Annotated in this window: 11 protein-coding genes; 5 read left to right on the top strand and 6 right to left on the bottom strand. The window is 69.2% G+C overall.

Annotated features, from left to right (window positions below; genetic code table 11):
* The first annotated feature begins 80 nt into the window (after positions 1-80).
* Both I4484_RS00300 and I4484_RS00295 read left to right on the top strand, forming a co-directional pair.
* Entirely contained in the window at positions 81-1,781 is a 1,701-nt protein-coding gene (locus I4484_RS00300) for an ABC transporter ATP-binding protein (RefSeq protein WP_197449090.1), read from the top strand.
* Complete coding sequence (locus I4484_RS00295; RefSeq protein ID WP_197449089.1) at positions 1,772-2,470, top strand: hypothetical protein; 699 nt, start codon at positions 1,772-1,774, stop codon at positions 2,468-2,470. Before I4484_RS00300 ends, I4484_RS00295 begins: the two co-directional genes overlap by 10 nt.
* Here the strand turns inward: I4484_RS00295 and I4484_RS00290 are convergent.
* The 3 genes from I4484_RS00290 to I4484_RS00280 are packed head-to-tail and all read right to left on the bottom strand — an operon-like array spanning position 2,389 to position 6,612.
* Positions 2,389-3,759 (bottom strand): NAD(P)/FAD-dependent oxidoreductase, encoded by a 1,371-nt coding sequence (locus tag I4484_RS00290; protein WP_197449088.1) that lies wholly within the window; start codon positions 3,757-3,759, stop codon positions 2,389-2,391. The genes I4484_RS00295 and I4484_RS00290 overlap by 82 nt on opposite strands.
* Entirely contained in the window at positions 3,759-5,072 is a 1,314-nt protein-coding gene (locus tag I4484_RS00285) for a hypothetical protein (protein ID WP_197449087.1), read from the bottom strand. Before I4484_RS00285 ends, I4484_RS00290 begins: the two co-directional genes overlap by 1 nt.
* Before the next feature lie 55 nt (positions 5,073-5,127).
* On the bottom strand, positions 5,128-6,612 hold the full coding sequence (locus I4484_RS00280; RefSeq protein ID WP_197449086.1) for an aldehyde dehydrogenase: 1,485 nt from the start codon (positions 6,610-6,612) through the stop codon (positions 5,128-5,130).
* A gap of 240 nt (positions 6,613-6,852) precedes the next feature.
* Here I4484_RS00280 and I4484_RS00275 point away from each other — a divergent pair, with 240 nt between their 5' ends.
* A complete protein-coding gene (locus I4484_RS00275; RefSeq protein WP_197449085.1) occupies positions 6,853-8,784 on the top strand; it encodes a sigma-54-dependent Fis family transcriptional regulator in 1,932 nt (643 codons plus the stop codon).
* 120 nt (positions 8,785-8,904) lie between these two features.
* Entirely contained in the window at positions 8,905-10,269 is a 1,365-nt protein-coding gene (gene chrA / locus I4484_RS00270) for a chromate efflux transporter (protein WP_197449084.1), read from the top strand.
* A 16-nt stretch (positions 10,270-10,285) separates the two neighbouring features.
* On the opposite strand, the gene I4484_RS00265 is transcribed toward chrA, so the two are convergent.
* The 3 genes from I4484_RS00265 to I4484_RS00255 all read right to left on the bottom strand — a co-directional run bounded on the left by I4484_RS00265 (position 10,286) and on the right by I4484_RS00255 (position 14,377).
* The gene (locus I4484_RS00265) at positions 10,286-10,711 is read right to left on the bottom strand and encodes a hypothetical protein (protein ID WP_197449083.1); all 426 of its coding nucleotides are present in this window, start codon (positions 10,709-10,711) and stop codon (positions 10,286-10,288) included.
* 172 nt (positions 10,712-10,883) lie between these two features.
* The gene (locus tag I4484_RS00260) at positions 10,884-11,939 is read right to left on the bottom strand and encodes a TRAP transporter substrate-binding protein (protein ID WP_197450871.1); all 1,056 of its coding nucleotides are present in this window, start codon (positions 11,937-11,939) and stop codon (positions 10,884-10,886) included.
* 86 nt (positions 11,940-12,025) lie between these two features.
* The gene (locus tag I4484_RS00255) at positions 12,026-14,377 is read right to left on the bottom strand and encodes a cytochrome P450/oxidoreductase (protein ID WP_197449082.1); all 2,352 of its coding nucleotides are present in this window, start codon (positions 14,375-14,377) and stop codon (positions 12,026-12,028) included.
* Positions 14,378-14,548: 171 nt separating this feature from the next.
* Between I4484_RS00255 and I4484_RS00250 the strand changes: the two genes are divergently transcribed.
* Complete coding sequence (locus I4484_RS00250; protein ID WP_197449081.1) at positions 14,549-15,226, top strand: IclR family transcriptional regulator; 678 nt, start codon at positions 14,549-14,551, stop codon at positions 15,224-15,226.
* Positions 15,227-15,264: the final 38 nt, after the last annotated feature.

Raw genomic sequence — 15,264 nt, 5'->3', positions numbered from 1 at the left:
AGCACCTTTAGCCTTGTGGCGTAGCCCTCTTGGCCGGCGCTTGCGAAAGCGACCGGCCCCTCTGTGCTGGAGAACTGTCGATGCGCGAGTCCGACCCCACCCGGGAGACAGGAGCGCTGCCCTGGAACTGGCTCTGCCGCCCGCTCAAGGCGCGGCGTGTGGCGCTCGCCCGACTGCTGGCGCTGAGCCTGGTGGCGACCCTGCTGGCATTGCTGCCGCCGCTACTCACGCAGCGGCTGATCGACCGGGGACTGATGCAGGGCGACTTCGCCACGGTGCTCGCCTTTGTCGGCGCCCTGGTGGCGGTGGGGCTCGCCGCGCTGGGCCTGCAGGGGCTGACCCGCCTGCAGCATGTGGCGCTCTCCGCCCGGCTGCTGCTCGCGCTGCGCCGCTCGCTGTTACGTCACCTGCTGCGTCTGGCCCCCGCCCGCTGGCAGGCCCGGGGGCGGGGCGACCTGATGAGCCGCCTCGACGGCGACCTGTCGATCCTGCAGGGCTTCGCTCTGGACGGTCTGCTCAGCGGCCTCTCCAACCTGCTCGGGCTGGTGGGCGCCCTGGCCATGATCGGCTTTTACAGCCCCATGCTGATGGTGTTGGTGGCGCTGCTGGTGCCGCTTCAGTGGCTGTGGCTGCGCGCCTGGCGCCCGGCGCTGACCCGCCGTCAGCAGGCCCTGCGCGAACAGAGCGGCGAGATCTCCGGCTTCTGGCAGGACACCCTGGCCTTTGGCCCCTGGTTCCAGGGCCAGGCGCTGGAGGCCTCGCGGCTCAACCGCCTCCAGGGGCTCGGCCACGAGCAGCTACGCCGGCTGCTGGCGGTGCGCTGGGTGGGTTTCCTCAGCGACATGGGGCCCCAGCTGATCCTTTCCCTGGCCCGGGCCGGCCTGCTGCTGTTGGGGGGCTACCTGGTGATCCAGGGGCGCCTGCAGCTCGGCGAACTGGTGGCCCTGCTGGCCTATCTCGGCATGGTGATGGCGCCCATCGGCGGCCTGCTAGGGCTCTACAGCGGCTGGCAGCGGGCCCGGGTCAGTGCGGCTCGCCTGGCCGAGCTGTTCGCCGAGCCGGCCATGAACGATCCCTACCGGGGAGAGCGTCCCGCGGGCCCCGGCGAGCTTCGCCTGGAGGGGGTACGCTTCCGCCATGCGGGACAGGCCGATGGGCTGCTGGATGGTGTCGATCTCACGCTTGCGCCGGGCCGCAAGGTGCTCATTGAAGGCCCCTCGGGCGCCGGCAAGAGCAGCCTGATCCGTCTGCTGCTCGGGCTGGAAGCGCCGGAGGCGGGCGAGATCCGTGTCGACGGCGTGCCGCTGGACGCGCTCTCTCGCCACCACTGGTTGAAGCAGGTGGCTTGGGTGGAACAGCACCCCAGCCTGCTGCGCGGCAGCCTGGCGGAAACCCTGCGCGCCCTCGCTCCCGAGGCCAGCGATGCCGAGTTGGTCGAGGCACTGTCGCGGGTGGGTCTTGGCGACTGGCTAGCCGCCCTGCCGAAGGGCCTCGCAACCGAACTCGGCGACCTGGGCGGCACGGTCTCCGGCGGACAGCGCGCACGCCTGGCCCTGGCCCGGGCACTGCTCAAGAAGCCCCGCCTGGTACTGCTGGATGAACCCACTGCGGCCCTGGATGCCGAGGCTGCCCGAGCCTTCGATGCCCTGCTCGACGAACTGCTGGGCAATACCACCCGGCTAATCATCAGCCATCAGGGGAGCCATTTCAGCAATATCGATGCCTGTTATCGTCTCCAGGACGGCAGGCTGATCGCCAGGGAGGCGACCGCATGCCCCTGAGGCCACGCCCCCTCTCCCTCGGCCTGATCGACAGCGGCTCCGGGCCGGACGCCGCCGCCACGGGCTGGCTCGCCCGCTGCCATGCCCCCGGCGGCTGCGAAGATCGCCTGGGCCACGGTCGGGCCATCCTCGCCACCCTGGGCCACTATCTGCCGCTCCAGCGGCTGGAAATCGCCCTCTACAAACTGTTCGAGGAACGCCTGACCTGTGACGCCGACAGCCTGGCGACGGCTCTCGAATGGCAGGCCGAACGGCCGCCGGCCTGGCTGCTGTGTAGCCTGGGCCTGCCGCGTGCCGATGCGCGGCTACGCGCGGCGGTGGAACGCCTGCAGGCCGCCGGCACCCGTATCGTCGCCGCCAGCCCACGCTTCGGCGCACCAGCCTATCCCGCGGCCTGGCCCGGCGTGGTCGCGGTCAGCGGCGCGGCGGGGCTGCCGCCGGGCCCGCCAAGACAGGGGCCTGACGGACGCTGGTACGCCTGCGTCTGGGCCGCCGAAGAGACGCGGCCGGAAGGCACCGCCTGGCAACCCTGGATGCCGGGGCCGCCACCGCTCGGCACGCCCCCGCCCCTGGGCGGAGCCAGCTTCGCCGCGGCCCATGCCCTGGGCTACTGGCTGGCGGCGTCGATCGGTGAACCGGTGGTAGCGGTATCGACAGCAGGAGCTGGCAGCGCCGGCCAGTCTGGGTGAGCGTGCCACCACTGCCACAGCGCCGCGGTTGAAGCACCGGCAGCATCCAACAGTACCTTTGCCTCGCCGAGATTGCCGGCCTGCATGGCCCTGACCAGAGGCGCCAGCGGCACACCGGCCACCGCCTGGATACCCAGCGGCTGGTCGGGGGTGACCACCAGCTCCCGCTCGGCCAGCCGGGTGCCGACGATGGCCAGCCCTCGCTTGACCCGTACCTGCGCCCAGGGCTCCGGCGGGTGCAACGGCCAGCGATCGGGCCAGTGGCAGCGCGCCTCCCAATAGGGTGAAGGGTCGGCGCTCGTCGACGCCTGACAGGCGGCCTGACGGTAGAAGTCGCGCCCGGCGCGGGCGAAGCGCCAGTACTGGGCGTCCTGGCGGCGCTGATGGAAGCGTTGCAGCGGTGCCACCGCCTCGCCGGCCAGCAGGCCGTCGAGCACCGGCAGCAGGCCATGGGCCGAGGAGAGCGCATTGAAGATGCCTTGGCCGGAGAGGGGGTCGATGGCCATGGCGGCATCTCCCAGGCGCCAGACACGCCCCTCCCTCACGCCGGCACGCCCCAGCGTGCCGGGGCGGCGATAATGGTGGTGAATGGGCGAGTCGCCCCAGAGTTCGGACAGGGCCGGCTGGGCTGCCAGCCAGGCGTCGGGGTCGCGGCAGGCATGGCGCAGCGTCGCCTCCGGCAGCGCCAATTGCAGGTACTGCTGGCCATGCAGGCGCGACCACCAGGCCCAGCCACCGTCGGGCAGCGATAGCGCGGCACTGGCCGGTGTCACCTCCGCGGCCTCGCCGCGCAGGATCCAGGCCGGGCTCGACCAGGGCGCGGCGTCACGGTAATGACGCCGCGACGCCGCTCGGCCACGGGCTTCCACCCCCCAAGCGGCGCTCAGCACCTGTCCGTCCGCCAGGTTGCATCGTACTTCCCGATCGACGCTTTCGAGGCCGATCACTCGGGCCTCGATCACCGGAACGCCGGCTGCGCGCAGATCCTCGAGCAGGGCCGCGTCGAAAGCGGGCCGGGGCAGCAGCCACTCGGCGTTGGGCGCCCGCGCCTCGCCAGCCCAGGTGACCCGGCGCGGCAAGGGTCCCACCGCGCAGGCGGCGGCCCGAGACAGCCCCAGGCCCTGCAGGGCCTGGAGGCTGCGCCGGGAAATGCCCTCGATGGCACGATAGTCGCGACAGCGGCTCACCAGGGTGACCCGACGACCGGCGCGATGCAGCAGCATCGCCAGGGCGGCTCCGGCGGGGCCGCCTCCGGCGATCAGCACCTCGCCGGTCGCATCGTCGCTCATCAGAAGAACACCCCCACCAGCAGTTGGGCATAGAAGGACGTATCGTCATCGCCGAGCTGTGTGCCGCCCTGCGCCGCACTCCTGTCAGGAGCGTACCAGCCCAGCAGCGGCGAGACATACAGCCATTCGGTGGGCAGCCACTCGACGTACAGATTGATCTCGCGGCCCCCCATGTCGGGCTGATCGACCCGGTCGCGACTGGAGAAGTCGTAGGCCAGCAGTCCCAGGTTCAGACTCTCGTTGATCGAACCCTCCAGGCCCAGCCGCCACACCTCGGCATTGCTGTTGAAGGGGCCGGCATAGTTAGCTGCCACCTCGCCCTGGAACCAGGTGCCGTAGCCGCGCGTCGCACCGAAGAAGAGCGGATCCCAGCTCTCGGAGAAGCGACTGTAGCGCAGCGACAGGGTGGGCTGACCGGGCAGCTCACTGAAGGTCCAGGCCGGTTCCAGATACCAGGCGTTCTCGCGGCTGTCCTTGCGCTGGTGGGCAAACTCGCCGCGCAGGCTCAACGCCTCGTCCAGCAGGCGCTGCTCGAAGCGCAGCCCATAGACGTCCATGCCGTCGCGCTGGGCCAGGAACTCGTCGGCCTCGGCCTCATCGACGCCCAGACCGCGCAGGTAGCTGGCCTCCACCAGGCCGCTGCCGTGGTCGTGAGCCAGGGTCAGCGCGGCCATCTCGGTGCTGGCCTGGGCCGGATTGTCCGACTCGAACCAGGCCGCCTGTCCCTGCCAGCCTTCGCGGCCCAGTGCCACCACCACCGTACGGTCGAAGGCCTGGCGCCCAGCCAGGTAGTAGGCACCGCCTCGGTCCAGCTCCTCACCTAGGGCGTCTCCCAAGTTGGTGGCATCGCCGGCCACCAGGAAGCCGTCGCCCAGGGTGATCGGCTGGCGTCCGGCCGAGATATCCAGGCGCCAGGGCGAGCCCGGATCACCCAGCGACTCGCTGCGGTAGCCGAGGAAAGCGTCCTCCAGCTCCAGCTCACGTTCGTTACCGGAGGTGAAGCCGGCGGCATCGCCATCCCCCCAGGTGGCGGTACCCACGGTGCTGACCCGCCCATAGAGGCCGCTCTCCTTGGGATTGAGTTCGGCGCCCAAGGTCAGCACGCCCTCCTGCCAGCGATAGCGGCGCGCCTCGGCAGCCCCGGTGGCATAGCCGCGGTCGCTGTGGAAGGCGCCCAGCAGCGCCTGGATGTCGATATCCACCGTGGAGTGGCCCAGGTCAGCCATCTCGTAGCCCTGGGCAGGCAGCGTGGCGGCCAGCAGCATGCCGCCCAGCACCCGGCTCAGATGGAGCGAGGTATTGTTCTTGTGCATCGGGGTTTTCCTTGGGGTTGGAGCGGCCCCGGCCCAATGCCGGGGCCGAGTCATATCAAACGATCATGACCACTGACTTCTGCTCGGTGTAATGCTCGATCAACGAATCGCTGAGCTCGCGGCCGATGCCCGACTGCTTGAAACCGCCGAAAGGCATGCAGGCATCCAGCAGGTTGTGGCCATTGATCCAGACGCTGCCGGCCTCGATCTCCGGCACCAGGCGATTGACCGCCGAGAGGTCATTGGACCAGATGCTGGCGGCCAGACCGTAGGGCGAGTCGTTAGCCAGGGTCACCAGCTCGTCCAGCTCGCCGAAGGTCTGCACCACCACCACCGGGCCGAATATCTCCTCCTGCACGCAGCGGCTGCCCTGGGCCAGGCCGGTGATCACCGTGGGCTCGACGAAGTAGCCGATGTCGCGCCCCGTACCGCCCCCGGTGACGATGGTGCCGCCGTCGCTACGCGCCTGGTCGATGTAGGCGAGTACCCGGCTCTGCTGCTTGGCGGAGACCAGCGGTCCCAAGGTTGCCGTAGGCTCCCAGCCCGGCGCCAGGGCCAATCCCCGGGCCTGTTCGGCAAGCCTGGCGACGAAGGCGTCGTGGATCGATTCATGCACATAGATTCGCGAGCCGGCGGTACACACTTGCCCCTGGTTGAAGAAGATCGCCTGGGCAGCGCCGGCCGCAGCGGCCTCGACATCGGCATCGGCCAGCACCATCACCGGCGACTTGCCGCCCAGTTCCAGGGTGGTGCGGGTCAGGTTCTCCATGGCGGCATGGCCGATCTGCTTGCCTACCGGAGTGGAGCCGGTGAAGGCCACCTTGGCAATGCCGGGATGCGCCGCCAGCGCCGCCCCGGCGGTATACCCCAGACCGGTGACTACGTTGAGGGTGCCAGCGGGGAAGCCCACTTGCTCGACGAGTTCCGCCAACAGCAGCGCGGTGAGTGGGGTGTCCTCGGCGGGCTTGAGCACGATGCTGCAGCCGGCGGCCAGGGCCGGAGCCACTTTCCAGGCCGCCATCAGCAGCGGGAAATTCCACGGGATGATCGCGCCCACCACACCGATGGGCTCGCGGCGGGTATAGGCGACGATCTGCTTGTCGTCAGGCACGAAGGGCATCGAGGGCGTCATGCTGCGCCCCTCGATCTTGGTGGCCCAGCCGGCGGTGTAGCGGATGAAATCGATGGCCAGATTCACGTCCATATGCCGCGAAAAGGTCACCGGCTTGCCGTTGTCCAGGGTCTCGAGCAGGGCGAAATCGTCGGCTCGCGCCTCCAAGGCGTCGGCGAGATCCAGTAGCAGCTTCTCGCGCCTCGCCGGTCGCGACTTGCGCCAGTGGCGAAATGCCTCCCGGGCAGCGGCAACCGCCGCGTCGATATCCGCGGCATCGCCCGCCGCCACCCGGCTAATCACCTCCGCGGTGGCGGGATTGTAGACGTCCAGGGTCCGGCCGCTGGCGGCGGGTAGCCACTCCCCTCCAATGAAGTGGGCGTGGCTCTTGTCCAGCCAAGATTGAATGGTGGCAGAGAGCGGCGTCATGGTTGTACTCCTATGGGGCTGATTTATGATGGTCGGAAGGCCGTGTCAGGCGTCGCATGGCCAATGACTCCTTTCAGCAAGCCTTAGCAAGCCCCGTGCCAGCTAGGGCAGGACACAACAAACACAATATTATCAGCGAGTTGACGACCCCCGCGGATTGCACGGCAGCGCTGACGCGTCGCCGGACACGACGGCTGTCGCATCCTGGGACAGTTCGCCGACCTCGCTGGGAGAGGGCCCATGACCATTCGAGCCGCCCTGAGAACCCCCGACGTGATCCGCCAGGCCCGCGAGCACCTCAGCCGCGGCCAGCTACCGGTGGATCTGCTCGATGCCAGCATCGGACGCTCCTGGCAACGCTGTCTGGATCACGGCCTCCTCCCCGGCACGCGGCTTGAGCTGCCGCGCCTCGACAGCGGCGAGCTGCGCCTGCAGCGCGAAGCGCATCGTCGCCTGATCGAGCTGGCCGATCCTTTGGTCAGCCGGGCCGTCGAGGATCTACGCGGCTGCCAGCTGCTGCTCGCCACGCCGGATGCCACCGTACTCAAGAGCTACGGCCGGGATTTCGTCATCGATCAGCGCCTGCGCATCGGGGCGGGCATCAATCTGGACGAACGCCGGTTCGGCACCAACGCTCCCGCCCTGGCGCTCATCGAGGAAGCGCCGGTGCTGGTCAAGTCCTGCGAGCACCTGCTGTTCCCCGACAACCCGGTCTCCTGCGTCGCGGCACCGCTGTTCGATCTAGACGGCAGCTGCCTGGGCTTGATCGACCTCACGTTCGAGGCCAACCATCCGCGGCCCGAGATCTTCCTGCGCCGGGTTCAGCAGCTCACCGGCGCGCTCGGGCAGCGCCTGTTCATGCACCACTACCAGCAGCGCTGGGTGCTGCAGGTGCACGCTTCGCTGGCCGAGCTGGACGGGGTGAGCTGCGGCCTGGTGGCAATCAGCGACACGGGGTTCATCCTGGCCGTGGATTCGCAGGCCGGCCGCTGGCTGGGACAAGCCGCCTCCTCCTTGACAGGGCAGCCCGTCGAGGCGCTCTTCGGCAGCCCCTGGCCGGCACTCCAACGCCAGTGCGAGCGGCAGTCGGCGCTGCTGGGCCTGGAGCTGACCGATGGCCGGCTGTTCGGGCGCCTCAACCCTCCCGAGCAGTGGCAACCTGCCGAGGTCGTTCCCGTCGCATCACCGCCGCCTGCGGCACTGCGCCTAGGCCGTCAGTTGGACGACTTGGTAGCAGACTGGCCACCGCCCTTGGCCCGCGAGGCGCGTCGCGCCGCGCGAGCCCTGGCCTCGGGACTACCGGTACTGCTGCAAGGCGATACCGGCACCGGCAAGGAGCAACTGGCCAGAGCGCTGCATGCCAGCCTGGGCGAGCAGCGACCTTTCGTGGCGCTCAACTGCGCGGCGCTACCGGAGAGCCTGATCGAGGCGGAACTGTTCGGCTATGGGGACGGCGCCTTCACCGGCGCCCGCAAGGGCGGCTACGGCGGGCGCCTGGTGCAGGCCAATGGCGGCACCCTGCTGCTCGACGAGATCGGCGACATGCCGCTGACACTGCAGGCCCGGCTGCTACGGGTACTGCAGGAACGGGTGGTGACCCCACTGGGCGATCATCGTGAGGTGCCGATCGACTGCGAGGTGATCGCCGCCAGCCACCGCGACCTGGAGGAGCTGGTCGCCGCCGGCGACTTCCGTGAGGATCTTTTCTATCGTCTGGCGGCGGTAGTGGTGGAGCTGCCTGCCCTGAACGAGCAAGCCGGCCTCGCGGCCCGGATCCGGGAGCGCTGGGAGGCGCTGTGCCGCGCTCATGGCCGTGACCTGACCCTGGACGACGCGCTGGTCGAGCGCCTCGCCGGCTATCCCTGGCCCGGCAACTGGCGGGAGCTGGAACACTGTCTGGAAGCAGCGCTGGTGGGCGCCGAGCCGGAGTGCCGGGAAGTGGGCCTGGAAGCGCTCTCGCCGCGCTGGCAGCGCAAGCTGAATGCAGGCGGTATCGCCACCTGCTGCGACAGGCTGCCGGCCACGCCGGCGACTGCCGACTCCCCCCAGGAGCTGCGTGAGCTGGAGCGCCTGCATATGCTGCGCACGCTCGACGCCCACGGCGGCAATATGACCGCCGCCGCCCGGGCACTGGGCATCAGCCGCTCGACGCTCTATCGGCGGCTGGGGTAGGCCTCTTTGGGTGCTAGCAATTCCGCTCGGCGTGGGCGGGCATGCGCCACACGACGCCATCATCTGTCGCGGTTAGGATAGGCGTTCTTTCGCTTCGCCCCTGACCTGACGGGAGACCGCATGCCACCGCCCCTGCCGCACGACGTTCCCTTCCGCGAGGCTGTCCGCGTCTGGCTGCGCATCGCCCTGCTCAGCTTCGGCGGCCCGGCCGGTCAGATCGCGGTGATGCATCGCATCCTGGTCGAGGAGCAGCGCTGGATCGGCGAGCATCGCTTCCTGCACGCGCTCAACTACTGCATGCTGCTGCCGGGGCCAGAGGCGCAGCAGCTGGCGATCTATATCGGCTGGCTGATGCATCGCACCAAGGGCGGGCTAGTGGCCGGCACGCTGTTCGTGCTGCCCGGTTTCATTGCCATCCTGGCGCTGAGTTACCTGTATGCCGCGCTGGGCAACGTGGGCATGGTGGAGGGGCTGTTCTTCGGGCTGAAAGCGGCGGTGCTGGCCATCGTCGTCAATGCAGTGGTGCGCATCGGCAAGCGCGCCCTGCGCAACAATGTGATGCTGGGCATTGCCGCAGCCGCCTTCGTGGCGATCTTCTTTCTCGATATCGCCTTTCCGCTGATCATCCTGGGCGCGGCGCTGATCGGTTTCGTCGGCGGCAAGGCCGGCTCCCCCCTGTTTCGTGTCGGCGGCGGCCATGGCGCGGAGGGGGCGAGCGGCCTGGCCGACGGCGCCTCCCTGCTGGGCGCCGAGCTGCCCGACCACGCGCGGCCCGACCGTGCCTGGTCGCTCAAGATATCGGCGATCTGTCTGACGCTTTGGCTGACGCCGGTGGCCCTGCTGCTGCTGGCGCTGGGACCGGACAACGTCTTCAGCCAGATCGCCACCTTCTTCAGCCGGATGGCGGTGGTGACCTTCGGCGGCGCCTACGCGGTGCTGAGCTACGTTGCCCAGGCCGCGGTGCAGCACTACGGCTGGCTGGCGCCGGGTGAGATGCTCGACGGCCTGGGCATGGCCGAGACCACCCCCGGCCCGCTGATCCAGGTGGTGCAGTTCGTCGGTTTCATGGGTGCGTTTCGCGACGCCGCCCCCCTCGATCCGTGGCTGGCCGCCACCCTGGCGGCGATCCTCACCACCTGGGTCACCTTCGTGCCCTGCTTTCTGTGGATCTTCCTCGGCGCCCCCTACGTGGAGCGCCTGCGCGACAACGCCGCGCTGAGCGGCGCCATGACGGCCATCACCGCGGCCGTCGTGGGCGTCGTGCTCAATCTGGCGGTGTGGTTCGGCCTGCACGTGGTGTTCGCCGAGGTGGGCGAGTGGCGCGGCGCGGGGCTGCGCCTGCTGATACCCGACGTCGCCAGCCTGGACCTGGCCGCCCTGGCGCTGTCGGTGGCAGCCCTGCTGGCGATCTTCCGCTTCGGCGTGGGCATGCTCAAGGTGCTGGGCGCCTGCGCCCTGGCCGGCGTGCTGCTGTCGCTGTGGTGATCGCCGACGGGCGACGTCAGGCGGTCTCGGCCAGCCGCTCGAAGGCGGCGGCGTTGGGGCAGAAGGCACGGCATTCGTCGACACCCGCATTGCGGCGCAAGGCACCCCAGCAGTGGCCGGCCACCGGGCAGGCGTTGCAGTTGCCGCGCAGGCTCGGGTAGCTGGCGTGCCCGGCGACGCTGCCCGGCTCGAGGCCGAAGCGCTGCAGCATGACCGGCATCAGGGTCTCGGCCGGCGCGAAGGCGCGAAAGCCGCCGCGGTCGAGGTGGCGTGCCATCTCGCGTTCGAAGGCGGGCTCCAGCGGCGTGTCGAGATCCTTGAGCATCTCGCTGTAGACCCCGGGCGATTCCGCCTCGATATCGCGTACCAGCCGCCGGGTGGAGGCGCGGTAGCTGCCTTCGCAGAGACGGTTCCACCACGTGCTCTTGGCTGCCTGGGACATGACGATTCTCCCTTTGTGTGCGTTTGTCCCAGTATCGGTCCACGAACGCTCGGCGGCATTGACGGAGGTCAAAATAGTTTCATTTGAAACTTAAGTCGTACCTGCCAGAGCGCTGCGAGCACGGCCGGGCCGTGCTCGCAAGCGTTGGACAAGCGTGAGGGAAAGGGCGCGGTTACGCTTCGGGATCGATCACCTCGTCGGCGGAGAGCCCCGCTTCGCCCTCGGCGGCCTCGAGCTGCTCGTAGAAGTAACCCTCGGCGGCTTCGCCGTCGACGCCCTTCTCCGCCGCCGCCGCCTTCCAGGCATCGGGCAGCTCGGCCGCCATCTGCTGGAAGCGCTCGATCTCCCCGGCCGGCAGCTCGACGAAGGTATTGCCCTGCTCCTTGGCGAATTCGATGCCGCGCACGTCGACCACATCCATCATGTAGCCGAACAGCCGCGAAAGCTTCTCGCCGGAAACTTCCTCGATCGCCTCGCGATCCTCGTCGGAGAGCGACGCCCAGGTGTCCGGATTGATCACCAGCGAGAAGCTGCCGCGGTAGAAGCCACCCGGCATCTGCACCGTGTAGGGCAGCACCTCGGCCAGGCGGAAGCTCTTGAGCCCCTCCAGGGTCAGCATGGCGCCGTCGATCACGCCCTGGGTCGCCGCTTCGTAGGTGCTGGCCGGCGGCAGCGCCACGCCGGTAAGCGCCAGCGCATTGGAGATGTCGCCCATCACGCCGCCGCCGATTCGTACACGCTTGCCGTCGAGGTCGTCGAGGCTATCGATCGATTCGTTGAGGAACAGCGAGCCCGGGCCGTGCACGCCCACGCCGATCACCTCGACGCCGCGGTGTTCGCCGGCCTCGGCGAAGTGCTCGTTGTGGGTGCGCCAGTAGGCTACCGAGGCGGCCTCGGAGGAGAACTCCTCGAAGGTCGGCAGCTCGGGGAGCTTGGTCAGCTCGAAGCGCCCCGGCATCAGGCCGTGGAACAGCCAGGTGACGTCGGCCACGCCGTCGGCGATCAGCTCCATCTGGGCGTTGGGCGGCCCCATGTCGTGCACCACGTTGACGGTCACGCGCCCCTCGGTGGCGTCTTCCACCCACTTGCCCCAGGTCGGCCAGACGATGGTGTTGACGCCGTGGTTGGGTCCCGCCCAGGTGCTCACCGTGAGTTCGGTGGCCGCGGCGCCCTGTAAGGCGCCCAGGGAGAGTGCGGTCAGTGTCGTCAGTGTCGCGAGCTTGTGCATTTTCATTGTCGTTCCTCGTGAGTCCCGATGGTCAGGGTTGCGTGCTCTTGTCATTTGCTCTTGTGGTGGACGGTCGATGGCCGGCCTCAGAGGGCAAGCTTCAGCCTTTTGCCTTTCGCCCGGGAGCAGCAGCTCATCAGCCGGTCCTGGCCGGCGCGCTCGGCGGCGGTGAGCACCTTGTCGCGATGATCGATCTCGCCCTCCACCACCTCGACCTGGCAGGAGCCGCACAGCCCCTCCTCGCAGTCGCTGGGCACGTCGACACCGGCGGCGCGCAGGGCCTGCAGCAGGGTGCGATCCGCGGCCACCTCGACGACGAGTTCGGAGTCGGTGAGTTCGACCTCGAAGGCGTGCTCGTGCTCCGGGTCCAGCAGTGCGCCTTCGGCGGTGAAGTGCTCGACGTGCAGGCTGCCTTCCGGCCAGTGGTGGGTGCCGGCCTCGAGCGCCGCGAGAAGGCGCTCGGGGCCGCAGGCGTAGAGCAGCGTGTTCTCGCTAGGTTCGGCAAGCAGGGCGGCGAGGTCGAGCCGCTCGCCTCGATCCTTGCGGTAGAGCCGCAGCGTTTCGCCGTGGTCGCGCTCGAGCCGCTCGACGAAGGCCATGCTGGCGCGCGAGCGACCGGCATAGTGCAGCTCGTACGACTTGCCCAACCGCTTCAAGCGGTCGGCCATGGCGATGATCGGGGTGATGCCGATGCCGCCGGCGATGAGCACGTAGCGGCCGGCCGATTCGTCGAGACGGAAGTGGTTCTTGGGCCCGCGCAGCCGCAGGGGCATGCCCGGTTTCAGGTGCTCGTGGATCCAGGCCGAGCCGCCGCGCCCGGCCTCCTCGCGCAGCACGGCGATCTGCAGCCAGTAGGGATCGTCCACCTCGCCGCACAGCGAATACTTGCGCACGTAGTCGCCGACGATCAGGTCGACGTGAGAGCCGGGGCTCCACGCCGGCACGCGACGCCCATGCGGATCCTCCAGGGCAATCTGCAATACGCCTTCGGCCGCCGTCTGCACCTTGGCAACCACCATTTCCCGGGCGATGTCCTGACGCGACGGCGCCCCGACGGGGAAGTCGCGCTGGGCACTGCGCACCGCCGGGTCGCGGCGCTCCGGATTCTGCGCCGGGTCCCAGCGCACCCACAGCGCCTCGGGACCGCGGAAGGAGGTGTTGGGCAGGAAGGTGAATTCCTGCTCCTCGAGCTCCAGGTGCGGCAGGCGCCGGGTGAACTCCTCGAGGAAGATGCGCATCTCCATGCGTCCCAGGTTCTTGCCCATGCACTGGTGGCTGCCGTAGCCGAAGGTGAGATGGTCGACGGCGTTGTCGCGGTAGATGTCGAGCTCGTCGGGGTTCTCGAAGTGGGCCGGATCGTGATTGCCCGAAGCGGTGACCATCAGGATCCTGCCGCCCTCTGGGATGGTCACGCCGCCGACTTCCACCTCGCGGGTGGCGATGCGCCGCCAGGCCACCACCGAGCCGGAGTGACGCAGGCACTCCTCGGCCGCGGCGGGGATCAGCGCCGGGTTGTCGCACAGATCGGCCCACACCGCGGGGCGCGAGAGCAGCTGGCGGAAGGCGTTGGCGGTGGCCAGCGCCGTGGTCTCGTGGGCGGCGACGATGATCGCCATCATCATCGAGTGCAGGTAGTTGTCGGTAACGATGTCCGGCTTGTGCCGGTTCTTCTCGATCATGTCGTACATCCAGCCGTGACCCTCCGGCCGGGCCTGCATCTTCCTCAACACCTCGCCGGAGTACTGCCAGAACTTGCCGACGCCCTCGGCCACCTCGACCTGCTGCTCCGGCGAGGGGCGCCCCCAGGTATTCAGCGTATGGGCGACGGAGAAGCGGCGCAGTTGCTCCATGTCCTCCTCGGGCACGCCGAGGAAGTGCAGCGCCACGGTGAGCGGCACCTCCCAGAACATCTCGGCGACCAGGTCGGCACGGCCGCGGTCGATGATGGCGTCGAGCTTCTCGCGCACCAGGCGGCGCACCATCGGCGCATGGGCCTCCAGCGCCTCGGGCGTGAAGGCGTCCAGCAGCTCGCGGCGCCGCGCCATGTGGGCCGGCTCGTCCTCGTTCACCAGGGTACGGTTCATGCCGTAGTCGTAGCGCTCGAGCACCGCCAGGGCCTCGTCGCTCGCCGGGGTGATCTTCTCCAGCGCGATCGACGGCGAAAAGGTGAGGTTGTCGCGGAAGATCGCCTTGATGTCGTCGTAGCGGCTGACCACCCAATAGCCGAGCCGGGGGCTGTAGAACACCGGCTCCTGCTCGCGGGACCAGCGCAGCGCCTCGGCGGGGTCGAGCTGGTAGGGGCGGTCGAAGGGGTCGAAGGCCGCCGCACGGGGCGACACGGGGCAGCCGTTGGGCGCCATCGACGCTTCACCGGCGCCGTGGAAGGGGCAGACGCCCGCGCCGGTATCGGTCTCGTTCCGGCGAGTTGCAGATGTCATGGGGCCTCCCGCGGGGTTGTCGTCCTGAATCGCCATGCTGTTTTACTTTTATCGCACACTTGGTATCGTTCAACGAACATATGGCTGACCATAGGCAGTTCCAGCAAAGCCGTCAATCCCTGCCGGCTGCGCTACCATGCTCTGCCACCATCAAGTCAAGGGACACCGTCGATGGCCACCACCCTGCAAACCCTGGATCGCGGCCTGCGTGCGCTGGAGGTCGTCGCCGAGCACGCCGAGGGCATCAGCGTCGCCGAACTCGCCGAGCGGCTGGATGTGCACCGCGCCATCGCCTATCGCATCGTTACCACCCTCGAGCAGCACGGCCTGGTGGCACGTACCAGCGAGGGCGCGCTGCGCCTGGGCGCCGGCATCTCGCTGCTGGCCTCGCGCTTCGAGCCCCAGCTGCGCGCCGTAGCCCAGCCGCTGCTGCAGGCCCTGGCCAAGGCGACCCGGGCCACCGCCTTCGTCTCGGTGGCCCAGGGCGAGGAGTGCGTGGTGCTGCTGGTGGCGGAACCGGAGGAGGGCCTGCTGCGGGTGGGCTATCGGGTCGGCAGCCGCCACCCGCTGACGCTCGGCGCCGCAGGCATCGCCATTCTCGCCGGGCGCCCTCCGCGCGCAGACGACAGCGAGGCGGTGCGCCAGGCCCGTGCTGACGGCTACAGCCTGACCCGCGGCCAGCTGCAGCGCGGCGCAGTGGGCGTGGCCAGCTCCGTGGCCACGCCGCAGCTGCGCCCCGGCCTCGAGGCCTGCGTGGGCGTGGTGGCGATGGATGACCTCGACACCGGGCGGGCGATACGCGAAGTGAAGGCTTACGCACAGGAATTGGCCGAACAGCTCGGCCGTTGAGCGCCACGCCGTCGCGCGCTGTGAAGCGCGGCCCCGGT

The sequence above is a fragment of the Halomonas sp. SS10-MC5 genome, assembly GCF_015992245.1.
Taxonomy (GTDB): domain Bacteria; phylum Pseudomonadota; class Gammaproteobacteria; order Pseudomonadales; family Halomonadaceae; genus Halomonas; species Halomonas sulfidoxydans.
The sequence above is the reverse complement of the archived record's forward strand: the minus strand, read 5'-3'. Positions and strand labels throughout refer to the sequence as shown.